Here is a 22,292-nt window from a genome sequence, read left to right as displayed (position 1 = left end):
GTGGTGCCCGGAGGCGGAATCGAACCACCGACACGAGGATTTTCAATCCTCTGCTCTACCGACTGAGCTATCCGGGCAACGGAGCGCTATTAAACGGATTTTCCCGCGTTGCGTCAACCACTTTTTTTAAATAATTTCAAAAAAGTGGTTGTTCGAACGCTTTTTATTCAACTGTCACTACAAAGTTTGCTTCGAGTTAAATTCCTTTTTGAAATTTGTAACTTTTTCTAGGTAGCGACGCGCTTCTGCGTTCGGGTGTTTCTTGGTTAACGCCCAATAAACTTGGTTGGGTTGCAATGAATTAAGATCTTGCATTGCGCGTTTGCGATCACTGCGATGAAATGTGTTTAAAACTCCTCCAGTACCGCCATTGTAAGCTGAAATCATGCTGTACTCGAGAGAGGTAGGGTGGCGGACTTCTCTTAAATAACGATTTTTTAAGATATAGAAATACGCAGTACCAGTATCTATGTTGTTTTCTGGATTAAACAAATATTCAGGGCTTGGTTGGCCCGAGCGCTTTTTCACGAGTTTGAACACATCTCGTCCCGCTGTTTTAGGTACAACTTGCATTAGGCCATATGCATTTGCCCAACTTACCGCGTATGGGTTGAAACTGCTCTCGGTTTTAATAATGGCGTATATCAAGTCTTCTGGAATGTCGTATTTCTTGGAAGCTCGACGCACGATATCGGCGTATTGGTAGCTGCGTGTTGAAAAGTGGTCTTCAACCATGGGAATTTCGACGTAATACGCTTTCTTGAAATCTACATTTTTGGTTTTTATTTTATTTGCGATGAGGTATTCCGCAAATCGGTTTGCCCGCCAAGACCATTGAATTGGCTTATTGTCTTGGTCGACAACTTGTTTATACAGGAATGGTTGCCCCTCTAACGTGATACCTTTAGAGGAGAATAAGTCGACGTGCGCGGGATCGTCTGGTGTTAATAAGGTGGTGACAATCGCGTCTTTTAGGTGTTTTTGGGGCTCGGTCGGTGATACGGTCTCTATCGTGATCACGCCTTTGCGAAAGTCGACCTCGGCGCGGCTAAGGTAGTTATCGATGTACTTAACGTAATTACTCTTGCCAGCGTACTTGATTTCTTTTTTACCCCAGCGCTTTTGAATATTGCCTGAAAAGCTATTGATTAAGGCATCTAGCGCCGCAGTATCTTTTTCAAATTGTCCTGGTAGCTCAGCTAAGTTATTGGCAAAACGGTTTGTTGGCTCGTAGTTGACGTCATAAATCTTTTCGACGAATTCACGGCTACAGCCTGCCATTAAAAGTGCGGCAGCAATAAAGACAATTTTTTTCATAAGTATCAGAGTTATTGAAGGTAATAGAAAAATGACACCACAAATGGTTGTGATGTCATTGTTTAACTCAAGCGACTTTATTCGCTCGGAGGTGTGTAACCTTCGATATGAACGTCTTTTCCTTCAAAGAGGAAATTTACCATTTCTGTTTCGATCAGTTTGCGGTGTTCTGGATCCATCATGTTGAGTTTCTTCTCGTTGATCAACATGGTTTGTTTGTGTTGCCACTGAGCCCACGCTTCTTTCGAGATGTTGTCGAAAATGCGTTTACCTAGTTCACCAGGGTAAAGTTGAAAGTCTAGACCTTCGCCTTCTTTCTTTAGTCGAGCACAAAATACAGTGCGGCTCATAATGACTCCTTGTATTCAATTAACGAAGTTCGTGGGGTAGCGTTTCCAGCAATAGTTTTACTGGCGCGGCTAAACCGACTTCTTCAGGTTTAGATAAGTTATACCAAAGACCTTTGTTGCCTTCCATTATCACGTCCGGTTGCTTTGATAAATCAATCAAAATTGGCGTGATATCTAGGTGGTAATGGCTGAATGTATGACGAAAGGTAATCAGTGTTTGCTTCTGTTTGATATTGCTGGCTTGAATGCCGCGTTGATCCAGTAGCAATTCAATGTCGCTTTCTGCATCCACATGTTCGGTTTGTGGGAAGCAGAATAAGCCACCCCAAATGCCTGTTTGTGGTCTTTGCTCCAACCACACCTCATGACCATTTTCGGTGTTGTGGTGAAGCATCACGAAACGAGTTTGCTTGATTGGTTTATCTTTCTTCGGTTTTTTGCCCGGGTAGTCGAGCACATTACCTTGTTGTTTTGCCACACACAGGTCAGCAACAGGGCAGAGGCTACATTTGGGTTTGCTGCGAGTGCAGACCATTGCGCCCATGTCCATCATTGCCTGGTTATACTTATCTACATCCGTTTGTGGGGTATGCGTTTCGGCAATTTCCCACAGCTGGTTTTCAACCTTTTTTTGTCCTGGCCATCCTGCAACTGCGAAACAGCGGGATAGGGTGCGCTTCACGTTACCATCAAGAATCGCGTGTGGTTGTTTATACACAGACGATAAAATGGCGGCAGCAGTAGAGCGACCAATCCCCGGTAGGGCGTTCATTTTCTCTATATCAAGAGGAAACTCACCATTGTATGTAGAGGCGACCTCTTGTGCTGCTTTGTGAAGGTTACGGGCTCGGGCGTAATACCCTAAGCCAGTCCAAAGGTGTAGGACTTCATCTTGCTCAGCATTGGCAAGATCGATTACGGTTGGAAAGCGCTCCAAGAAACGTTGGTAATACGGAATAACCGTAGTGACCTGAGTTTGCTGAAGCATAATTTCAGACAACCAGACACTGTATGCGGTCTTATTTTGTTGCCACGGAAGATCTTTTCTTCCATATGCGTCATACCATTCTAGGATGGCACTGGCGAAAGGTGTCACGACTTGCTCTGTATTCTATTATTGGTTAGGTGCAAAATTGCACCACATAATGGGCAAGAAGTACAACGGATAAACAGTAGGGATATAAAGAGGTGTTTCGTTGCTTTTGGGTTGCCATAGACCAAGAGCTCAACAAATACTTGCACCTAAGTAAATTCTTTGGATAATCCCCGCTTTGATTAATCAATGTGCAGGCAAAATCAATGAGTGAAGTAACCACTAACGAATACAACGAAGACGGAAAGCTGATCCGCAAAATCCGCAGCTTTGTACGCCGTGAAGGGCGTTTGACTAAAGGTCAAGAGAGCGCGATGAATGAATGCTGGCCTACGATGGGTATTGACTTCAAAGCTGAACTTCTCGATTGGAAAGAGGTGTTTGGCAACGATAGCCCAGTAGTGCTTGAGATCGGTTTTGGTATGGGTGCTTCATTGGTTGAAATGGCAAAGAACGCGCCAGAGAAAAACTTCATCGGTATCGAAGTTCATAGCCCAGGCGTTGGTGCTTGTCTTGCCGATGCTCGCGAAGCGGGAATTACTAACCTGCGTGTAATGTGTCACGATGCGGTAGAAGTATTCGAACACATGATCCCAAATGGCAGCTTATCGACACTGCAATTGTTCTTCCCAGACCCTTGGCATAAGAAGCGTCACCACAAGCGTCGTATTGTTCAATTAGGTTTTGCGGAAATGGTGCGTGAGAAGCTTATCCCTAATGAAGGTATTTTCCACATGGCGACCGACTGGGAAAACTACGCAGAGCACATGATTGAAGTGATGAACCAAGCGCCAGGTTTCGAAAACATTGCTAAAGATGGTGATTTCGTTCCTCGTCCAGACGATCGCCCGCTAACGAAGTTTGAAGCTCGTGGTCACCGTCTTGGTCACGGTGTTTGGGATATCAAATATAAGCGTATTGCGTAACCAGAGGAGTTCATGGGATGTACCATTACGCGATATTAGCGAATCCGGGTCATAACCGAATTTACTTTGATAGCGCAATGACCATTGCCTGTTCTGAACTAAAAGCAATTTTAGCTTCACAAGACGTGGATGTGACAGAAATTGGTAGTAAAGACGTTGGCTTACCTGCTGCGTTGGTGTTTTCTTGTCTGGAAGCGCTAACCGATGAGCAGGCGCGAAGAATCGCAGCCTCTTCGATTTACTATGCGCTATTTGAAGTGCGCGAAGATGGTTTACTTCGACCAGTTCAAGCGCCCGTATTTAACACTTTCCCGGAAAGCATGAGCCAGATTTTGCGCTACACCGGGAAAACAAATGAGCAGTTTACCCGTTTGATGGTGAATATCGGCATTAGTGCGTCCAATACGGGAAGTGAACAACTGACCTTAATGGATCCAATGTGTGGTAAAGGTACAACCTTATTTGAAGGCTTGATCCACGGTTTGAACGTGGTAGGGGTTGAGATCAACGCCAAGTGGGTGCAAGAGATCCAGACCTTTATTGTTAAGTTCATGAAGAATGGCCGCTTTAAGCACAAAGTGAGCAAAGAAAAGCGCACTGCGGGTGGCAAGAAAGTGGCGGATGGTTTCGTGGTTGAAGCTGCAGCAAATAAAGAAGATTACAACCAAGGCAATCTTCAGTTTATGAAGCTGTATTCGGCTGATACTCGTATCGCTGATCAAGTCGTGAAAAAGAACTCAGTTGATGTGATGGTGTCTGATCTGCCTTATGGCGTGCAGCACGGCAGCAAAAATGCCAAGGACAGCAAACTGAACCGTAGTCCACTAGAGCTTTTAAAAGAGGCTCTGCCTGCATGGAAAGTGGTATTGAAAAAGCAAGGTTCAGTGGTGTTGTCTTTCAATGAATTCACATTGAAATGGAAAGATGTCGCGGCATTATTTGAAGAGCAAGGTTGGAAGGTACTTTCAGAAGAGCCTTACATCGGTTATCTTCACCGTGTTGATCAATCTATCAACCGCAATATTATTGTGGCAGTAAAACCATAATCGACTTGAGTCGAACGAACCCTATGGAAAAGCCAACGACACGTTGGCTTTTTTTACCTCTGAGCTCAACGAGTTCTCTTGTAAATAGAAGGTAGAGAATGAAACCGACAGTGGAAATTTTGACAGATATTTTGGCGGAAGTACGCCCTTTAATCGGCCAAGGTAAAGTGGCTGATTACATTCCTGCTCTGGCAAAAGTACCCAGCAACAAGTTAGGTATTGCGGTATACACCAACGAAGGTGAGGTTATTAAGGCGGGTGATGCCGATGAACCTTTCTCTATCCAATCTATTTCAAAAGCATTGAGCTTGACGTTAGCGATGTGCTTGTACAAGCAAGAAGAAATTTGGTCTCGAGTGGGAAAAGAGCCTTCGGGGCAGGCATTTAATTCGCTAATCCAGCTAGAAATGGAGCAAGGTATTCCTCGTAATCCATTTATAAATGCTGGAGCGATAGTAGTGGCAGATTTGTTACAAACTCGCTTATCTGCACCTCGTCAGCGCCTGTTGGAATTTGTGCGTCAGCTTTCTGGTGATACCCATATTGTGTATGACAAAGTCGTTGCGGCATCCGAAATGATGCATGGTGACCGTAATGCGGCGATTGCATATCTCATGCGTTCGTTTGGCAACTTCGAAAATGAAGTGATTCCAGTACTACAAAATTACTTCCACGCTTGTGCGCTGAAGATGAGTTGCGTCGATTTGGCTAAAACGTTTAGCTATTTAGCAAACAAGGGCACATCGGTACAAACGGGTAAGCCTGTAGTTTCTCCTGTGCAAACCAAACAACTTAATGCACTGTTAGCAACGTGTGGCTTGTATGATGGCGCGGGCGAGTTTGCTTATCGCGTTGGTATGCCTGGTAAGTCTGGTGTTGGTGGTGGCATTATCGCGGTAGTACCTGGTGAAATGACCATTTCAGTATGGTCTCCAGAGCTTGATCCTTCAGGTAACTCGCTTGCGGGTACTAAGGCGCTTGAGCTGCTCTCAGAGCGAATTGGCCGTTCAATTTTCTAATGTTGGAAATGTGTCAACCTTATTTAGGACGGCACAGTTTCTAAATAAAAAGCCTCTCAATTGAGAGGCTTTTTTTGTTTTGGGGTTGCGTTACTCTTCGCTTTCTTCGGCCATAAAGGCTTCGAGCAAATCATTAAGGAAGAGCTTCCCTTTTTCAGTAATTTGCCAGTGGGTAGGCGTTTCACTCAGGTAGCCCATTTCTATCGCCCAGTTGATGGTTTCTTGAATCGTACTGAGCGGTAAGCCCGTAGTGTCTACATAATCTTGCTTCGGACAGGCTTCGATTAAGCGGAATCGGTTCATAAAGAACTCGAATGGACGATCTTCATCCAGGACGACATGTTCTGTATGCAGATAAGGTTTGACCATATTTTGATAAGCCGCTAAATAGCCTCGCGGGTGTTTTACCTTTGTCGTTCGAATAATACGTCCGTCGGTAAAACTGAGTTTGCCATGAGAGCCACAACCGATACCAAGGTAATCACCAAAGCGCCAGTAGTTGAGGTTGTGCTGACACTGATAGCCCGGCTTACTGTAACCGGAGATTTCATACTGCACATAACCCGCAGCTGCAAGTTTTTGGTGTCCGAGCTCGAAAATATCCCACAAGTCATCATCGTCAGGTAGCGTTGGTGGCTTGTAGTAAAACATGGTGTTTGGTTCGATGGTCAGCTGATACCAAGACAAGTGCGGCGGTGCCAACTCAATCGCTTTGTCCAAATCTGCCAAGGCTTGTTCGATGCTTTGATCAGGTAAGCCGTGCATGAGATCGAGGTTAAAGCTGTTCAAACCGATTTGGTGCGCCAGCTTAGCAGCATTGACGGCTTCGTCTTGGCCGTGAATGCGCCCCAAACGCTCAAGCTTCTGCTGCTCAAAGCTTTGCACGCCGATAGAGATACGCGTTACCCCGGCTTTACGGTAGCCAACAAAACGCTCTGCTTCGATGGTGCCTGGGTTCGCTTCCATGGTAATTTCGATTTCAGGCTTGAACGGAATACGCGCTTCAATGCCCTTAAGTAGACGCTCGATACCTTCTGCCGAAATCAAACTCGGCGTACCACCACCAATGAAGATTGAATGCAGTGGACGTGGCGCTTCGTTAAGTCGGTATTTCTCAATGTCGGTATCCAAATCTTCTAAAAGGGCACTGATGTACTCTTCTTCTGGAATCTCGGTTTTGAGCGCGTGAGAGTTAAAGTCGCAATACGGGCACTTTTGCACACACCACGGGATGTGTACATACAAGCTGAGTGCTGGGGGCGTTAACATGGTCTAATTCGCTCGTGATTACTGAGACACTTGCTCAGACAGTTGAGCAAACAACGACTTGAGCGCTTTACCGCGGTGAGACAGTTGTTTCTTACGTGCAGGTTCAAGTTCGGCTGACGCACAGTTGTCTTCAGGAACAAAGAAGATTGGGTCGTAGCCAAAGCCATTTTCACCGTGTGCTTCAGTTAGAATTCGGCCTTCCCATTTACCGTGACAGACGATAGGCGTTGGGTCGTTCTCGTGACGCATGAGGACTAATACACAGTGGAAACGTGCTGTACGCTCTGCTTCTGGTACGCCTTCCATTGCCGCTAGCAATTTTTCTAGATTCTCTTGATCAGATGCGCTCTCGCCTGCGTAACGTGCAGAGTAAATGCCCGGAGCGCCTTTTAAGAAATCGACTTCTAAGCCAGAGTCATCTGCAATCGCAGGAAGCCCTGTTTCTTGTGCGGCATGGCGAGCTTTAATGATTGCGTTTTCAATGAAAGTTGTACCCGTTTCAGCTACTTCCGATACATTGAATTCACTTTGCGCTAATACTTCAAAGCCGAAGTCAGACAACAAATCTGCCATTTCACGAACTTTGCCTTGGTTACCAGTTGCTAGCACAATTTTTTTCATGGGAATCTCTTTTAATAGTGATAGAGGAGAACAAATCGTTCTCCTCTAGATATTCTTTAACTAATAAGTGGTTTTTAGCCTGCTTAGATCCAAAAGCTTTTGGAACATCACAACCCAATTACTCTTCAACATAAAACTTCTGGGTGAATTTAAGCTTACCTGAGCCTTTGTTTCCAGCTTTTACGTCAATATCGAAAGTAAAAGTTTCTTCGTGGGTAATTGGCAGTTCGGCTAAATAGTATATCGCATTGCCTTCTTTGACTTCACGAAAGGTCAAGGTCTGAGTTTGGCCGATAAGGTTCTTCGCGCGTCCAGCAATTTTTGCTTCTAATGCTGGCTTACCCAATGAAGCTCTATCTAACACGCTAATATTAACCACAGCGAGGTATCCATTACGTTTGATATCGTAGCTACGTGCGACTTTGGGTGTTAGGAATGTTGAGTTAAACGCGACATAGTGTACTTCGATATCTTTCATATTTTTAAACTGATCGGCGAAGCTTGGTAACGACAACAGGCTAATCAGTAATGCGGTAATCCATTTGCTCATTGTTACTTCCTCAAAGCACTTGTTATAAAACAACCATAGCTGCAATTTTACCTTGGTCAGGGGTAAAAAATGCGTACTCAGTCGTTGGTATTAGTAAGTGTGGTACAAAATCGTAAATAAAAAGCCATCATAAGATGGCTTTAATTTCTGTCGGTATCTGGGTAGGCGATTCTATCCGAATTTGTTTGTGCCGTCCTAATTCACCTTTTTCTATGTGAACCAAGCCCTTAGCGATTTTAAACTGCTTGGCTAAGAACTTAGTTAGGTGTGCATTAGCTTTGCCATCGACAGGTGGAGCAGTAATGGCGATTTTTAGCTCTTCACCATGCAAGCCAACGATTTTATCGCGGCTAGCTTTAGGTTGAATATAGAGCTTCAGGATGATGTCCTCACCATCTTGCCAAACTGCAGCTGACATTATAGCTGGAACCAAATTGGACCAATGATATCGCCCATTAAGAAGTTCGCGAACTGCAAGCCGATAAATAACACCAGTACGCTTAAATCAAGACCACCAATAGCCGGAAGAATACGACGGATTGGAGCGCACATTGGCTCGGTCAGTTGATGGAATACGTACTCGATAGGGCTGCGGCCTTGGCTTACCCAGCTCAAAATTGCACGGATCAATAGTACCCAGAACAATAGGCCACCTGCGGCTTTGATTAATGATAATAAGCCCAAGAATAAGAAGTCAGCACTGAAAGAGACGGAACCGTTCGAAGCTATTAGGATAAGCACGACAAATTTAAGCACACACAACACGTAGGCAAACAACACGGTTGCTAGGTCAATATTCCCCACGGAAGGGATAACGCGGCGCAATGGACCAATGACCGGCTGAGTCGCTTTTACTATAAATTGCGAGAATGGGTTGTAGAAGTCTGCGCGCGCAGCTTGCAACCAAATTCGCAAAATTACGACCATGATGTACAGGTCAAATAGGGTTGAGATGAGAAAACTCATTGAATTCATAAGGTACCCTTAACAAGTGATGGATGATACTAAACGGAGTTCATCCAAATAATTAAAACAGTTTTTCCATTTCTTCCGCGCGAGCCACAGCAGCTTGCATGGCTTTAGCGACAATATCTGAAAGTTGATGTTCGTTGAATGTACGCAGTGCTTCTGCCGTTGTCCCACCTTTCGAAGTTACGTTCTCACGCAGGGTCGATAGCTCAGTTTCTGGGTTGCTAACCACCATACTGGCCGCGCCCAGTGCAGCTTGCTGAACCAATAGTCGAGCGGTCTCTTTATCAAAGCCTTGCGCAATCGCTTCTGCTTGCATCGCTTCCATAAACAGGAAGAAGTATGCTGGAGCACTGCCCGCTGCGGCAATCACATTATTGATGCCAGACTCTTGCTCAACCCAACATACTTTACCGACCGCTTCCATTAACTCTGCGGCAAAAGCTTTGTCGTGCTCGGTTACATGAGTTGGTGCGAACAACCCACTCATACCCAATCCAAGTTGTGATGGCGTATTTGGCATAACACGAACCAAGTTCAATTTGGTGGCTAGCATATCATCCAATCGTGAACAGTTGATGCCTGCGGCAATAGAAATCACCAGTTTATTAGTGAAATCGATCGATTGCAGTGGTTTACAGACATCCGCCATCATTTGCGGTTTTACAGACAATACCACCACATCCGCCTCGGTCGCAGCTTGGATGTTATCGCTGGTGGTACGGATGCCAAAATCTTGTTCTAGCAGAAGGCGGCGAGCCTCTGAAGGAGCCGTCGCGGTAATGTTTTGCGCTGGGTATCCGTTAGCAACCAAGCCGGAAACAATGGCTCTCACCATGTTGCCAGCACCAATGAAGGCGATTTTTTTATGTTCCATTTGTCTGATTTCCATCATGATATTTAGAATTTGTTGTGCGCTCAGGTGTATAATGGCGCCGCTGTTACTTACTGCTCCTATTGGCGAGTAAGATGATTGCGCATTTACGCTCTAACGATTGGCGACATAACTTATGTCGCGAGTGAGCGTTTTGTTGATTTAGCTGTAGTCTCGTGCGCCGAAAATAGCGGTTCCAATACGAACCATTGTACTACCAGCTTCGATTGCAGCGGTCATATCACCACTCATTCCCATTGATAATGTATCGATTTCCGGGAACTGTGCTTCGAGTGTTTGCTTCAACGTAGCCAACTTCTGAAATTCACGGAGTTGTGATTCGTAGTCAGACACGTTGGCAGGAATCGACATCAACCCTCTTAAAGTGAGGTTAGGTAGGCGAGAAATCAACTCCGCCAGCTCGAATACTTCCGCTTCAGTGACACCAGACTTAGATGCCTCACCACTGGTGTTAACCTGAATCAGAACTTGTAGCGGTTTAAGTTCGCTTGGACGCTGATCATTCAGGCGTTGAGCAATCTTGGTTCGATCGATGGTGTGAACCCAATCGAAATGTTCGGCAACAAGTCGCGATTTATTCGACTGAATCGGGCCAATGAAGTGCCATTCGATTCGATTATCTGGATAATGCTCGGCAAAGTGCTGAACTTTACTGACGCCCTCTTGGACGTAGTTTTCACCAAAGGCGGTTTGTCCCGCTTGGTAGGCTTCGAGAATTGCCTCGACAGGTTTAGTTTTGCTTACCGTTAGAAGTTGCACTGACTCTGGAGTTCGACCACATTTTTGCTCGTCATATCGAATTTGAGAGGTGATATGTTCAATATTTTGTTGAATACTACTCATAGCTGTACTTTAGACTTAAGGATTTTAAATGGATATCACTGAGTTACTGGATTTTAGTGTAAAACATAATGCCTCGGATCTACATCTTTCTGCAGGTGTCCCACCAATGGTTCGTATTGATGGGGATGTGAGAAAACTAGGCATTCCAGCGTTTACACACCAAGAAGTGCATCGTTTGGTTTTCGAAATCATGAACGATGCCCAACGCAGTGAGTTCGAAGAAAAACTCGAAGTCGATTTCTCTTTTGAGTTGCATAACGTTGGCCGTTTCCGTGTCAACGCTTTCAACCAATCTCGCGGTTGTGCGGCAGTATTCCGTACCATTCCAAGTAGCATTCCAACTCTGGAAGAGCTAGAAGCGCCAGAGATCTTCAAAAAAATTGCGAACGCTGAAAAAGGCTTAGTTCTGGTCACTGGCCCAACAGGTTCAGGTAAATCGACGACCTTAGCAGCCATTGTTGACTACATTAACCGTAATCACAACAAGCACGTACTCACAATTGAAGATCCGATTGAATTTGTTCACAACAACAATAAATGTTTGATCAACCAGCGTGAAGTTCACCGTGACACCCATAGTTTCCAAAACGCACTGCGCAGCGCATTGCGTGAAGACCCGGATGTCATTCTGGTTGGTGAGATGCGTGACAAAGAAACCATCAGCCTTGCGTTAACGGCGGCGGAAACGGGGCACTTAGTGTTCGGCACGTTACATACCAGCTCGGCGGCAAAAACCATTGACCGTATTATCGATGTGTTTCCTGGTAGTGATAAAGATATGGTTCGCTCGATGCTATCTGAGTCCCTTCGTTCGGTTATCGCGCAAAAGCTTCTGAAGCGTAATGGTGGTGGCCGTATTGCATGCCATGAAATTATGATGGCAACGCCTGCGATTCGCAACTTGATCCGCGAAGACAAAGTCGCGCAGATGTATTCGGTCATTCAAACAGGTGCGGCTCACGGCATGCAAACCATGGAGCAAAATGCTCGTCAGTTAATGGCGCAAGGCATGGTTGCTCGTGAAGAGGTCGATAGTAAGATCGGATTAGAAGTGCAGCAATTCTCGTAACGTTCATACAGATAATGGTGAATACGGAAGATGGATCTAGATAAATTTCTCGAAGGCATGTTGGCGCTGAAAGCGTCGGATCTTTACATCACGGTTGGAGCGCCAATTCTATTTCGTGTGGATGGCGAATTGCGTCCGCAAGGGGAAAAACTCACCGAGAGTGATGTGGCTGCATTACTCGACAGCGCTATGGAACCAGATCGGCGTCAGGAATTTCGTAAAAGTCGCGAGTCGAATTTTGCCATTGTGAGAGATTGTGGCCGCTTCCGTGTGAGTGCCTTTTTTCAACGCGAGTTACCAGGCGCAGTGATTCGTCGTATTGAAACTAATATTCCTACTTTTGAGCAGTTAAAGTTACCGTTAGTGTTGCAAGATTTGGCGATAGCTAAGCGTGGTTTGGTGCTGGTGGTCGGTGCTACTGGATCGGGTAAATCGACCACCATGGCGGCGATGACAGGCTATCGAAACAGCAATAAAACCGGGCACATTTTGACGGTCGAAGATCCGATCGAGTTCGTGCATGAACACAAGCGCTGTATCGTGACTCAACGTGAAGTTGGGTTAGATACGGAAAGCTATGAAGTTGCGCTTAAAAACTCGCTGCGCCAAGCACCAGATATGATTTTGATTGGTGAGATCCGTAGCCGTGAAACAATGGAATACGCGATGACCTTCGCCGAAACGGGTCACCTGTGTATGGCAACGTTGCACGCCAACAATGCAAACCAAGCGTTAGAGCGCATTCTTCACTTGGTACCGAAAGATCAAAAAGAACAATTCTTGTTCGATTTGTCGATGAACCTAAAAGGCGTGGTTGGTCAGCAGCTGATCCGAGATAAAAATGGGCAGGGACGTCATGGTGTATTTGAGATCTTGCTAAATAGCCCACGTGTGTCGGATTTGATTCGTCGCGGAGATTTACATGAGTTGAAGTCAACCATGGCTCGCTCAAATGAGTTTGGTATGCTGACGTTCGATCAATCTCTTTATAAGTTAGTGATGCAAGGTAAGATCAGCGAAGAGGATGCACTACATAGTGCCGACTCAGCGAATGATCTGCGCCTGATGTTGAAAACGCAGCGTGGTGAAGCATTCTCTACGGGCAGTTTGGCAAACGTTAAGATCGATATGGATTAATCCAATCCAGAAACAAAAAAGGTTGGCAGAAGCCAACCTTTTTTCATTGTGCTTGAAGTGTTTACTCACCCCAAAGGGCTTCAAACCAGCTTTCTAGAATCACCACCGCTGACTGGCAGTCAACATTACCTTTCGATAGGGCTTTGTAGCCGCCCATGCTGAACAACTCCGCACGAGCTTCTGCAGTAGATAAACGCTCATCATGCAGCTCAACAGGCAATCCGTATCGGCCTTGCAGACGCTTAGCAAATTTTCGTGCACGAGGGGTTATGGTCTCAAGGTCTTTACCATGCAGATCGGTCGGTAAACCGACCACTAGCAAATCTGGTTGCCACTCTTTGATTTGCTTTTCGATATCGTCCCAGTTTGGAATACCGTCATTGGCTTTAAAGGCTTTTAATGGGGAAGCTGTACCAGTAATTTCTTGGCCAATAGCGCTACCAATGCTTTTGGTTCCAAAGTCAAAAGCCATAATTGTGCGTGACATAAGGTGTCTCTATCTAATGTAACTGTATATTTGGACTAAGCATGTCCAGAGTCTGCTGAAAGGTGACTTGGGTCGATACCCAGCTTTTCGACCGCTTTCTTCCAACGCTCGTTGATTGGTGTATTAAAGATAATTTCAGGCGTCGCTTCAATGGTGAGCCAAGAGTTTTCGACCAGCTCACTTTCTAATTGGCCTGCACTCCAACCGGAGTAGCCAAGTGCCACTAAGTAATCACTTGGTTCTGCTTCTGTTCCTAACACCGACAGAATATCACGCGAAGTGGTTACCGCGAGGTCATCGGTCATTTGGACGCTGGACTCGTAGTAATCTTTGGGTTTATGCAAAATAAAGCCACGATCTTCCGAGATTGGGCCGCCATTATAAACTGGTCTATCTAGACTGGCTTCAAATAGGCGCGGGTGTACTGGCTGAACTTCCACCTGCTTGAGCATGTTGCCGACGGTGATATCAACAGGAGCATTGATCATCAGCCCCATAGCGCCGTCTTCGTTGTGCTCACAAACGTAGATCACGCTGTTTTGAAAGTACGGATCTTTCATCCCAGGCATGGCAACCAAAAAGTGATTTGTGAGATTCATACTCATACTGACCCTTAACTCTCGTAAATGCCCTTAAGCAAACATCATACAATTTACATCTAGGTATGTGCATGAGTTTGCTTAAGTTAATGTACTACGCTCTCTATTAACTGTAATACAGTTTGAGTTATTCGCCTTTTACTCGACGCTCAATCGCATCCATCAGCTTGCCTGTGATTGAGATATCAAAAGCTGCTTCAATTTCGCGAATACAGGTTGGGCTGGTGACGTTGATTTCTGTTAGCTTGTCGCCAATTACGTCAAGGCCAACAAAGATAAGGCCTTTTTCTTTCAGTGTCGGAGCAACGGTTTGCGCAATTTTGAGGTCGGTTTCGCTTAGCGGACGAGCTTCACCAGTACCACCAGCGGCTAGGTTGCCGCGCGTTTCGCCTTTAGCAGGAATGCGTGCTAGACAGTAAGGCATAGGTTCGCCATCTACCACTAGGATACGTTTGTCACCGTTGCTGATGTCTGGCACGAAGGTTTGTGCCATTGCGTAGTTTTGACCGTGGTTAGTCAATGTCTCGATGATTACAGAGACGTTTGGATCGTTTTCTTTTACACGGAAGATGGACGCGCCACCCATACCATCAAGCGGTTTCAGGATGACATCACCATGTTTTTCACGAAATTCTTTAATTTTTTCTGCTTTTCGCGTCACGATCGTTGTAGGTGTCAGCTCTGGGAACCATGCTGTAAACAGCTTTTCGTTACAATCACGTAAGCTTTGAGGCTTGTTAACGATCAGTGCACCCTGTTCTTCTGCACGCTCAAGGATGTAAGTCGCGTAGATGTATTCAGTATCAAACGGAGGATCTTTACGCATTAGCACCGCGTCTAGCTCAGACAGTTCGATAGTTTGCTCTGATTTGAACTCGTACCAACCGTTTGGATCTTCTTTTAGTTCTACCACTTTAGTATCTGCAATGGCAACGCCTTGATCGAGATGCAGATCATTCATTTCCATGTAGTGGATTTCATAGCCGCGTCGTTGCGCTTCAAGCATCATGGCAAAGCTAGAGTCTTTTTTGATGTTAATGGACGAGATTGGGTCCATTACGATACCGAGTTTGATCATTATTTTTCTCCGTTTAACCAAGATCGCCGAAACGAACTTGTAAGGCTGTAATTGCTGTCAGAGCCGCTGTTTCGGTACGCAGAACGCGAGGGCCGAGTAGCGTTTCTTCAAATTGGTATTCTCGAGTCATCTCGATTTCTTCAGACGATAAACCGCCTTCAGGACCGATCAGTAGGCGCACTTTTTCAACCGGGGTTGGCAAAGTGTTGATTGAGTATTTAGCACGAGGGTGAAGGTTAAGCTTTAAACCATCGTACTCTTCTTTACACCACTCTTCCAAGCTCATAATTGGACGAATTTCGGGCACGACATTACGCCCACATTGCTCACAGGCACTGATGGCGATTTTCTGCCATTGCGCGAGTTTTTTCTCAAAACGCTTTTGGTCAAGCTTGACACCACAACGTTCAGAAATCAGAGGAGTGATGGTATTGACGCCAAGTTCAACAGACTTTTGGATGGTGAACTCCATCTTATCGCCACGTGAAATGACTTGACCAAGGTGCAGATCTAAAGGGGATTCAATACTGTTTTCTACGCGCTCGGTGATGTTAACCAAAACTGATTTTTTGCTGACTTCACTGATAACCGCTGGGAACTCTGCGCCACTGCCGTCAAAAAGGAGAACGTCTTGGCCTTCTTTCATGCGCAAAACACGACCGATATGGCCTGCTGCGTCGTCACTTAAAGCAAGTGAGCCAAGTTGATGAATGGTTTCTGGATGATAAATTCGAGGGGTACGCATGAGATTTCCAGCAAGAGAATAAACTTAAACCCTAACATGGATGCTTTGCACCGAAAAAACAAGGGGCAAGAAGCGTTTCAATATCAGTAATTGAAACGCTTCGAGGTCGGAGGTTACAGTGCGCGGCAGGCTTCTTGAACAAATGGGTTGTGATTGCCCTGTACTTTTGCAATGCGCTCGTCACGCTCACATTCCCATTTATCGACAGGATAGGTTTTGTTCCAAGCACTCATTAATTGCGTTTGCTGCTTCGACAGTTTGAAACCGTACTCTTTGCTCATGTATAGATAGGTACGAGCAATTGAGCCACGCGCACGGTCTGGTGGCATGACTTTACGCTGCTTAAAGTTCACTTGCATCTCACAGCGACCATAACTCACGCCATCCATACCGTTCCATTGGCTGAAGTTGTAGTTCGAACGGTCACCGTTTACTTCACCAATAGCAGGAGTTAGGTTGTGCAAGTCTGCTTCCATCAAACGAAAAGTTTTGTCTTTTTTCTTACAGTTTTTACGTCCGCCATCTTGCCAGCATTGACGCTGGTGGCCAAATTGCCACGCAGGAACCACATGCTCCCATTCGATTCGTGCAGCCCGTTTTTCTTGTTTACGGACTTGGTAGCCGCAAGAGGCTAAATCGGGTAAGCCTTTCTTGCCTTGCCATTGAATGTTACAGCCACAGTAGAAGCTTGTTGGATGGTCTTGATAAATTTTGACCGCCTCACGTTTGGCTGCAGAGAATGAGCTCGGTGGCGCGGCAATCGCAGTGCTAGAAAGCGCGATAAGCAACAGAGAGAATAAGTATTTCATGATAAAAGTCTTTATAAAGTATGACTTTATTCATGATAACACGCATAAAATAGCTTTAGTGATGAGTAAGTTAACAATAGTTGGCGAAGGGAAGGTTTTGATCAAATCGATCTTTATTTTGGGAACGCAAGTAACACTATGAGGTAAGGGCTACGATAATTGAATACCGGTGAAGTTAAGTGGTTGGCGGCATTTTTGACAAGAGTACGTCGCCTCTTTGCGCAGCACTTTATTATGACGGCGAATCGATAGAGGGTAGGTCATACAACCACAACGATACTCAAAGGTTTTACCTTGAACGGATTTTACTTCAAAGCTGTGAGTGGTTTTGGCTGGTACGTTAAATACGGCTTCCATGACGCCTTTCCATTCTTTGCCGTGAGGCCTAACTCGCCCGTAAACCTGATAAGTAATCAGGTGTGCTACTTCATGAGGAATGACTTCATCTAAGAATGCTTGGGTGTTTTCGCGAAATAAAACAGAGTTTAGGCGTACTTGATTTAATTGAAGGTAGGCTTTTCCTGCCGCTTTCCCACGAACGTCGAAGGTGATTGTTGGAATCGGGAAAGAACGTTTGAAAGCTTGTTCCGCCATCGCGATACAGTCCGCCATCACTTGCTTGGCTTTATAGCTGAGTTCTATATCCACAATTCACCTCGATAAATCAAATAAAAAAGCCCCCGCATTTGCGAGGGCCAGATCATAGCATCAGTTAATTATGGTGTGTGTTTTTTCTTGATGGTGGCATGGTAAGCGTGCCATGTACCGTAGCCTAGAACTGGCATGGTAAACAACATTCCGATCCCGTAGGTCGCAAAGCCGATAAGAATACCGCCACAGATGATCGCTGCCCAAACAATCATTGCTGGAATGTTGGATTTCACGGCATTAAAGCTGGTAAATACAGCGGTCATCATGTCTACGCGACGCTCCATCATGAGCGGAATAGAAAAGGCTGAAATGCTAAACACCACACAAGCCAAAACAAAGCCAACTAAAGAGCCGATGACAAGGAAGGGTAGGAACTCACTTAAAGGTGCCCCTTGAACAGAAGGGTAGAGCGCATGAAGTAGAGCGGCAATGCGCATCCAAAATATCATACACACTGCGAGTAACACGGCGAACGCCCATTGAGATGTTGAGTTACGACCGATCGCTTTCATTGAATGGAACAAGCTTGCTTTGTGTCCGCGCTCTCTCTCCCAACTGGCATCATACAAGCCCAGCGCGAGAAACGGACCGATTAACATGTAAACAATCAAACTGGGCATGACGACCAAGTGTGTGCCTTGCCACTGTACGAGCAAAACAATGCCTATCGCAGCTGCCATAAAACAGATGCCATAGAAAGCACTAATAAGTGGCATTCGCACGAAATCATGCAGACCTAATGCTAGCCAATGAAAAGGTGCAGAAAGATTGACCGTATTGCACGGTATGGTTCTGGCGTATTCGTTGTCTGGCACTTCCTTTCGCTTGTTGTGGAAGTCCGATGGATTAACAGTTCGAGGCATAACTCCTCCTTGATTTATTCCCACATTATCCGCTTATACCAACTGACAGCGGTTTTTGTTCAGTCAAACTTGAAGCGACTTTTTCAAGTTTACATCTGAGCATTGGCTTAGTTTGGTATCGGCCATAAAGATGCCTGACTCATGTCTTTACTTAAGTGTTGCTTCCACAGTCGCCAGCATCCGACGTCTCTATTTAAATTGGAATTAACAATATTTTAACTATTGGCGGAGATGGGATAATTTACAAATAATTGCTTAAAATTTATTCGGTATAAAAATGAGGGAGAAACAGGACTGCTTTGTGGCGCAGGGCGGTATGAGTCGAAATGACTAGATAAAAGTTGCTGAAAATAAAAAGCCCCCACCATAGGCGAGGGCTTGATTGATTCTTGCATGGCTTGATTATTTGATGCCAGCGAAATCGCGTAGAAGTGCAGCTTTGTCTGTTGCTTCCCACGGGAATTCTTCACGACCGAAGTGACCGTAAGCCGCTGTCTTCTTGTAGATAGGTTGAAGAAGGTTAAGCATTTCTTGTAGACCGTATGGACGTAGGTCGAAGAATTGACGAACCGCTTCAATGATGATGTCGTGAGATACTTTCTCAGTACCGAACGTTTCCACCATGATAGACGTTGGATCAGCAACACCGATTGCGTAAGAAAGTTGGATCTCACAACGGTCAGCCATGCCTGCCGCTACGATGTTTTTCGCTACGTAGCGTGCTGCGTATGCTGCACTACGGTCAACTTTTGATGGATCTTTACCAGAAAACGCACCGCCACCGTGACGAGCTGCGCCGCCGTAGGTATCTACGATGATCTTACGACCAGTTAGACCACAGTCACCCATAGGACCACCGATTACGAAGCGACCGGTTGGATTAATGAAGAAGTTTGTTTCTTTGTTGATCCACTCAGAAGGTAGCACTGGCTTAATGATCTCTTCCATTACCGCTTCACGCAGGTCTGAAGTTGAGATTGAGTCACAGTGTTGAGTTGAAAGAACAACCGCGTCGATACCAACGATGTTACCTTGATCGTATTGGAATGTTACCTGAGATTTTGCATCAGGACGCAACCAAGGTAGTGTGCCGTTTTTACGAACTTCTGCTTGCTTTTGAACAAGACGGTGAGAGTAAGTAATTGGCGCTGGCATTAGTACTTCAGTTTCGTTACAAGCGTAACCAAACATGATGCCTTGGTCGCCTGCACCTTGTTCTTTAGGGTCAGCTTTATCAACACCTTGGTTGATATCTGGCGACTGTTTACCGATTGTGTTTAGTACCGCACAAGAATCTGCGTCAAAGCCCATATCTGAATGTACGTAGCCGATTTCACGAACGGTTTCACGAGTTAACTCTTCGATGTCTACCCATGCTGAAGTCGTGATTTCACCACCCACCATTACCATACCGGTTTTAACGTAAGTCTCACATGCAACACGAGCCTTTGGATCTTGCTCTAGAATCGCGTCAAGAACCGCATCAGAAATCTGGTCTGCAATTTTATCTGGATGACCTTCTGATACTGACTCAGAAGTAAACAGGTGCTTAGCCATGTTAGCTCCACTATATCTGGTTTAAAACTGGGGAATGATAAACTCTCCAGCGCAAATTAATACTAATTTTTGTAGGTGTATCTACATCTAGACGTCTATTCTAAATTTGATTGCTCGAATTACAAGCTCTTTTTTGGTTTTTGTTACAACCAAACGTTTGCCTGATTTATTGATAATTTTAAGAACTTCGAACGATTTGGCGCGAAAGGTGCAATATTTGTGAGGTTTTGGACTGGAAAACGTTTGCACACCCAACAGGGCTTTGAGAGAATTATGACCTACTTTTCGTTTCGCTTAATGTACTCAGGAGCAGACATGTCGTCTCGTAAACATCTTGCCAATGCAATTCGTGCTCTAAGCATGGATGGTGTTCAACAAGCTAACTCAGGCCACCCAGGCGCACCAATGGGTATGGCTGATATCGCTGAAGTTCTTTGGCGCTCTCACCTAAACCATAACCCTTCAAACCCAGAGTGGGCCGACCGCGATCGCTTTGTGCTGTCAAACGGTCATGGGTCAATGCTTATTTACTCTCTACTGCACTTAAGCGGTTACGAGCTATCTATTGACGATCTGAAACACTTCCGTCAATTGCACTCAAAAACCCCAGGTCACCCAGAGTACGGCTACGCGCCTGGTATCGAGACAACAACGGGTCCTCTAGGTCAAGGCATCACTAACGCTGTTGGTATGGCGATCGCAGAGAAAGCACTAGCGGCACAGTTCAACAAAGAAGGTCACGATATCGTTGACCACTTTACGTATGTGTTCATGGGTGACGGCTGTCTAATGGAAGGCATCTCGCATGAAGCATGCTCTCTTGCTGGGACGTTAGGTCTAGGCAAACTGATCGCGTTTTGGGATGACAACGGCATTTCTATCGACGGTCACGTTGAAGGCTGGTTCTCTGACGATACACCTAAGCGTTTTGAAGCGTACGGCTGGCATGTAATCCCAGCAGTCGATGGTCACGACTCAGACGCGATCAACGCAGCAATTGAAGCAGCAAAAGCGGACCCACGTCCTACGCTTATCTGTACCAAAACAATTATCGGTTTCGGTTCTCCTAACAAGTCTGGTTCGCACGACTGTCACGGTGCACCACTAGGTCACGATGAGATCCAAGCGGCTCGTGAATACCTAGGTTGGGAGTACGGCCCATTTGAGATCCCGGCAGATGTTTACGCTGAGTGGGATGCAAAAGAAGCGGGCGCCGCGAAAGAAGCAGCTTGGAATGAAAAATTCGAGGCATACGCTGCAGCTTACCCTGCTGAAGCGGCAGAGCTTAAACGACGTCTAAACGGCGAACTTCCTGCACAGTGGGAAGAAAAAGCGAACCAAATCATTGCCGATCTTCAAGCAAACCCAGCGAACATTGCATCACGTAAAGCATCGCAAAATGCACTAGAAGCGTTTGGTCAAATGCTTCCTGAGTTTATGGGTGGTTCTGCTGACCTAGCGCCTTCTAACCTGACCATGTGGTCTGGTTCTAAGTCTCTAGAAACGGAGGACTTCTCTGGCAACTACATCCACTACGGTGTACGCGAATTCGGTATGACTGCTATCATCAACGGTATCGCATTGCACGGTGGTTTCGTTCCTTACGGCGCAACATTCCTAATGTTCATGGAATACGCTCGTAACGCAATGCGTATGGCTGCGCTGATGAAAATTCAGAACATCCAAGTTTACACGCATGATTCGATCGGTCTTGGCGAAGATGGCCCAACTCACCAACCTGTTGAGCAAATGGCGTCTCTACGTGTAACTCCAAACATGAGCACATGGCGCCCATGTGACCAAGTTGAGTCTGCAGTTGCATGGAAACTAGCGATTGAACGTAAAGATGCACCAACTGCACTTATCTTCTCTCGTCAAAACCTAGCGCAACAAGAGCGTACTGCTGAACAAGTCGCAGACATCGCGAAAGGTGCTTACATCCTGAAAGATAGCGAAGGTAAGCCTGAGCTAATCCTTATCGCAACAGGTTCTGAGGTTGAGCTTGCAGTGAAAGCCGCTGAGCAACTAACTTCAGAAGGCAAGAAAGTACGCGTTGTTTCAATGCCATCAACAGACGCATTCGACAAACAAGACGCTGCTTACCGTGAATCTGTACTGCCATCAGACGTAACGGCACGTATCGCTATTGAAGCGGGCATTGCGGATTTCTGGTACAAGTACGTAGGCTTCGACGGTCGCATCATCGGTATGACAACATTCGGTGAATCTGCACCTGCTGGTCAGCTATTCGAGATGTTTGGCTTCACGACTGAAAACGTAGTGAACACAGCAAAAGAATTGCTAGCGTAATTGCAGGACCGTCTAAACAGTCGAACGTAAACGACGATTGTTAAACGCTAAAGTTAGAAAGGCCATCATTATGATGGCCTTTTTATTTT

The 22,292-nt window shown here is 45.7% G+C and carries 24 protein-coding genes and 1 tRNA gene; 6 read left to right on the top strand and 19 right to left on the bottom strand.

Annotated elements, in window-relative coordinates; translation table 11 throughout:
* Nucleotide 1: 1 nt before the first annotated feature.
* The 4 genes from R7035_RS10965 to mutY form a co-directional block, all read right to left on the bottom strand.
* Nucleotides 2-77, bottom strand: a tRNA-Phe gene (locus tag R7035_RS10965).
* Nucleotides 78-177: 100 nt separating this feature from the next.
* A complete protein-coding gene (gene mltC, locus R7035_RS10960; protein WP_005381001.1) occupies nt 178-1,317 on the bottom strand; it encodes a membrane-bound lytic murein transglycosylase MltC in 1,140 nt (379 codons plus the stop codon).
* A 77-nt stretch (nt 1,318-1,394) separates the two neighbouring features.
* Nucleotides 1,395-1,667 carry an oxidative damage protection protein gene (locus R7035_RS10955; protein WP_005381002.1) on the bottom strand — a complete coding sequence of 91 codons (273 nt, stop codon included), beginning with the start codon at nt 1,665-1,667 and terminating at the stop codon, nt 1,395-1,397.
* Nucleotides 1,668-1,686: 19 nt separating this feature from the next.
* The gene (gene mutY / locus R7035_RS10950) at nt 1,687-2,763 is read right to left on the bottom strand and encodes an A/G-specific adenine glycosylase (RefSeq protein ID WP_017635575.1); all 1,077 of its coding nucleotides are present in this window, start codon (nt 2,761-2,763) and stop codon (nt 1,687-1,689) included.
* A gap of 203 nt (nt 2,764-2,966) precedes the next feature.
* Here mutY and trmB point away from each other — a divergent pair, with 203 nt between their 5' ends.
* The 3 genes from trmB to glsB all read left to right on the top strand — a co-directional run bounded on the left by trmB (nt 2,967) and on the right by glsB (nt 5,751).
* Nucleotides 2,967-3,686 (top strand): tRNA (guanosine(46)-N7)-methyltransferase TrmB, encoded by a 720-nt coding sequence (gene trmB / locus R7035_RS10945; RefSeq protein ID WP_318146129.1) that lies wholly within the window; start codon nt 2,967-2,969, stop codon nt 3,684-3,686.
* A 17-nt stretch (nt 3,687-3,703) separates the two neighbouring features.
* Nucleotides 3,704-4,732 (top strand): DNA methylase, encoded by a 1,029-nt coding sequence (locus tag R7035_RS10940; protein WP_318146128.1) that lies wholly within the window; start codon nt 3,704-3,706, stop codon nt 4,730-4,732.
* Nucleotides 4,733-4,830: 98 nt separating this feature from the next.
* Nucleotides 4,831-5,751, top strand: a complete 921-nt coding sequence (gene glsB / locus R7035_RS10935) for a glutaminase B (protein WP_005381007.1) — start codon at nt 4,831-4,833, stop codon at nt 5,749-5,751.
* 90 nt (nt 5,752-5,841) lie between these two features.
* Here glsB and hemW read toward each other — a convergent pair whose 3' ends face one another.
* The 7 genes from hemW to R7035_RS10900 form a co-directional block, all read right to left on the bottom strand.
* On the bottom strand, nt 5,842-7,020 hold the full coding sequence (gene hemW / locus R7035_RS10930) for a radical SAM family heme chaperone HemW (RefSeq protein ID WP_054577161.1): 1,179 nt from the start codon (nt 7,018-7,020) through the stop codon (nt 5,842-5,844).
* A gap of 18 nt (nt 7,021-7,038) precedes the next feature.
* Nucleotides 7,039-7,641, bottom strand: a complete 603-nt coding sequence (locus R7035_RS10925; protein ID WP_005381009.1) for an XTP/dITP diphosphatase — start codon at nt 7,639-7,641, stop codon at nt 7,039-7,041.
* Nucleotides 7,642-7,759: 118 nt separating this feature from the next.
* The gene (locus tag R7035_RS10920; RefSeq protein WP_005381010.1) at nt 7,760-8,191 is read right to left on the bottom strand and encodes a DUF4426 domain-containing protein; all 432 of its coding nucleotides are present in this window, start codon (nt 8,189-8,191) and stop codon (nt 7,760-7,762) included.
* A 127-nt stretch (nt 8,192-8,318) separates the two neighbouring features.
* A complete protein-coding gene (yggU, locus tag R7035_RS10915) occupies nt 8,319-8,609 on the bottom strand; it encodes a DUF167 family protein YggU (protein WP_005393980.1) in 291 nt (96 codons plus the stop codon).
* Nucleotides 8,609-9,166 (bottom strand): YggT family protein, encoded by a 558-nt coding sequence (locus tag R7035_RS10910; RefSeq protein WP_005381012.1) that lies wholly within the window; start codon nt 9,164-9,166, stop codon nt 8,609-8,611. Before R7035_RS10910 ends, yggU begins: the two co-directional genes overlap by 1 nt.
* Before the next feature lie 52 nt (nt 9,167-9,218).
* A complete protein-coding gene (gene proC, locus R7035_RS10905; RefSeq protein WP_005381013.1) occupies nt 9,219-10,037 on the bottom strand; it encodes a pyrroline-5-carboxylate reductase in 819 nt (272 codons plus the stop codon).
* A gap of 159 nt (nt 10,038-10,196) precedes the next feature.
* Nucleotides 10,197-10,898: a YggS family pyridoxal phosphate-dependent enzyme gene (locus R7035_RS10900; protein WP_318146127.1), complete on the bottom strand. Its 702-nt coding sequence runs from the start codon at nt 10,896-10,898 to the stop codon at nt 10,197-10,199.
* A gap of 28 nt (nt 10,899-10,926) precedes the next feature.
* Here R7035_RS10900 and R7035_RS10895 point away from each other — a divergent pair, with 28 nt between their 5' ends.
* Nucleotides 10,927-11,967, top strand: a complete 1,041-nt coding sequence (locus tag R7035_RS10895; RefSeq protein ID WP_064377329.1) for a type IV pilus twitching motility protein PilT — start codon at nt 10,927-10,929, stop codon at nt 11,965-11,967.
* A gap of 30 nt (nt 11,968-11,997) precedes the next feature.
* Nucleotides 11,998-13,104 (top strand): PilT/PilU family type 4a pilus ATPase, encoded by a 1,107-nt coding sequence (locus R7035_RS10890; RefSeq protein WP_005381016.1) that lies wholly within the window; start codon nt 11,998-12,000, stop codon nt 13,102-13,104.
* 61 nt (nt 13,105-13,165) lie between these two features.
* Here R7035_RS10890 and ruvX read toward each other — a convergent pair whose 3' ends face one another.
* From ruvX to metK, 8 genes are all read right to left on the bottom strand, one after another.
* Nucleotides 13,166-13,591 (bottom strand): Holliday junction resolvase RuvX, encoded by a 426-nt coding sequence (gene ruvX / locus R7035_RS10885; protein ID WP_005381017.1) that lies wholly within the window; start codon nt 13,589-13,591, stop codon nt 13,166-13,168.
* Between the two features lie 35 nt (nt 13,592-13,626).
* Nucleotides 13,627-14,190: a YqgE/AlgH family protein gene (locus R7035_RS10880; RefSeq protein WP_005381020.1), complete on the bottom strand. Its 564-nt coding sequence runs from the start codon at nt 14,188-14,190 to the stop codon at nt 13,627-13,629.
* A 127-nt stretch (nt 14,191-14,317) separates the two neighbouring features.
* Entirely contained in the window at nt 14,318-15,268 is a 951-nt protein-coding gene (gene gshB / locus R7035_RS10875) for a glutathione synthase (protein WP_005381021.1), read from the bottom strand.
* Between the two features lie 13 nt (nt 15,269-15,281).
* Nucleotides 15,282-16,013, bottom strand: coding sequence for a 16S rRNA (uracil(1498)-N(3))-methyltransferase (gene rsmE, locus R7035_RS10870; protein WP_025768830.1), 732 nt, complete (start codon nt 16,011-16,013; stop codon nt 15,282-15,284).
* Nucleotides 16,014-16,126: 113 nt separating this feature from the next.
* Nucleotides 16,127-16,822 (bottom strand): deoxyribonuclease I, encoded by a 696-nt coding sequence (gene endA, locus R7035_RS10865; RefSeq protein WP_025768831.1) that lies wholly within the window; start codon nt 16,820-16,822, stop codon nt 16,127-16,129.
* Nucleotides 16,823-16,972: 150 nt separating this feature from the next.
* Complete coding sequence (locus R7035_RS10860; RefSeq protein ID WP_064377331.1) at nt 16,973-17,470, bottom strand: SprT family zinc-dependent metalloprotease; 498 nt, start codon at nt 17,468-17,470, stop codon at nt 16,973-16,975.
* Between the two features lie 68 nt (nt 17,471-17,538).
* The gene (locus R7035_RS10855; protein ID WP_064377333.1) at nt 17,539-18,336 is read right to left on the bottom strand and encodes a DUF2189 domain-containing protein; all 798 of its coding nucleotides are present in this window, start codon (nt 18,334-18,336) and stop codon (nt 17,539-17,541) included.
* A gap of 402 nt (nt 18,337-18,738) precedes the next feature.
* A complete protein-coding gene (gene metK / locus R7035_RS10850) occupies nt 18,739-19,893 on the bottom strand; it encodes a methionine adenosyltransferase (RefSeq protein WP_005381027.1) in 1,155 nt (384 codons plus the stop codon).
* A 315-nt stretch (nt 19,894-20,208) separates the two neighbouring features.
* On the opposite strand from metK, the gene tkt reads away from it, so the two are divergent.
* Nucleotides 20,209-22,203, top strand: a complete 1,995-nt coding sequence (gene tkt / locus R7035_RS10845) for a transketolase (protein ID WP_064377335.1) — start codon at nt 20,209-20,211, stop codon at nt 22,201-22,203.
* The last annotated feature ends 89 nt before the right edge of the window (nt 22,204-22,292 follow it).

It is taken from the genome of Vibrio sp. 1731 (assembly GCF_033339955.1).
Taxonomy (GTDB): domain Bacteria; phylum Pseudomonadota; class Gammaproteobacteria; order Enterobacterales; family Vibrionaceae; genus Vibrio; species Vibrio alginolyticus.
The sequence above is the reverse complement of the archived record's forward strand: the minus strand, read 5'-3'. Positions and strand labels throughout refer to the sequence as shown.

Bases quoted from the DNA above. Each gene is read 5' to 3' on its own strand.
- glsB (WP_005381007.1), top strand. From the start codon at position 4,831: ATGAAACCGACAGTGGAAATTTTGACAGATATTTTGGCGGAAGTACGC.
- R7035_RS10855 (WP_064377333.1), bottom strand. From the start codon at position 18,336: ATGCCTCGAACTGTTAATCCATCGGACTTCCACAACAAGCGAAAGGAA.
- metK (WP_005381027.1), bottom strand. From the start codon at position 19,893: ATGGCTAAGCACCTGTTTACTTCTGAGTCAGTATCAGAAGGTCATCCA.
- hemW (WP_054577161.1), bottom strand. From the start codon at position 7,020: ATGTTAACGCCCCCAGCACTCAGCTTGTATGTACACATCCCGTGGTGT.
- R7035_RS10940 (WP_318146128.1), top strand. From the start codon at position 3,704: ATGTACCATTACGCGATATTAGCGAATCCGGGTCATAACCGAATTTAC.
- R7035_RS10890 (WP_005381016.1), top strand. From the start codon at position 11,998: ATGGATCTAGATAAATTTCTCGAAGGCATGTTGGCGCTGAAAGCGTCG.
- endA (WP_025768831.1), bottom strand. From the start codon at position 16,822: ATGAAATACTTATTCTCTCTGTTGCTTATCGCGCTTTCTAGCACTGCG.
- yggU (WP_005393980.1), bottom strand. From the start codon at position 8,609: ATGTCAGCTGCAGTTTGGCAAGATGGTGAGGACATCATCCTGAAGCTC.
- tkt (WP_064377335.1), top strand. From the start codon at position 20,209: ATGTCGTCTCGTAAACATCTTGCCAATGCAATTCGTGCTCTAAGCATG.
- R7035_RS10955 (WP_005381002.1), bottom strand. From the start codon at position 1,667: ATGAGCCGCACTGTATTTTGTGCTCGACTAAAGAAAGAAGGCGAAGGT.
- R7035_RS10895 (WP_064377329.1), top strand. From the start codon at position 10,927: ATGGATATCACTGAGTTACTGGATTTTAGTGTAAAACATAATGCCTCG.
- rsmE (WP_025768830.1), bottom strand. From the start codon at position 16,013: ATGCGTACCCCTCGAATTTATCATCCAGAAACCATTCATCAACTTGGC.
- R7035_RS10910 (WP_005381012.1), bottom strand. From the start codon at position 9,166: ATGAATTCAATGAGTTTTCTCATCTCAACCCTATTTGACCTGTACATC.
- trmB (WP_318146129.1), top strand. From the start codon at position 2,967: ATGAGTGAAGTAACCACTAACGAATACAACGAAGACGGAAAGCTGATC.
- proC (WP_005381013.1), bottom strand. From the start codon at position 10,037: ATGGAACATAAAAAAATCGCCTTCATTGGTGCTGGCAACATGGTGAGA.
- R7035_RS10900 (WP_318146127.1), bottom strand. From the start codon at position 10,898: ATGAGTAGTATTCAACAAAATATTGAACATATCACCTCTCAAATTCGA.
- R7035_RS10925 (WP_005381009.1), bottom strand. From the start codon at position 7,641: ATGAAAAAAATTGTGCTAGCAACTGGTAACCAAGGCAAAGTTCGTGAA.
- R7035_RS10920 (WP_005381010.1), bottom strand. From the start codon at position 8,191: ATGAGCAAATGGATTACCGCATTACTGATTAGCCTGTTGTCGTTACCA.
- ruvX (WP_005381017.1), bottom strand. From the start codon at position 13,591: ATGTCACGCACAATTATGGCTTTTGACTTTGGAACCAAAAGCATTGGT.
- gshB (WP_005381021.1), bottom strand. From the start codon at position 15,268: ATGATCAAACTCGGTATCGTAATGGACCCAATCTCGTCCATTAACATC.
- R7035_RS10880 (WP_005381020.1), bottom strand. From the start codon at position 14,190: ATGAATCTCACAAATCACTTTTTGGTTGCCATGCCTGGGATGAAAGAT.
- mltC (WP_005381001.1), bottom strand. From the start codon at position 1,317: ATGAAAAAAATTGTCTTTATTGCTGCCGCACTTTTAATGGCAGGCTGT.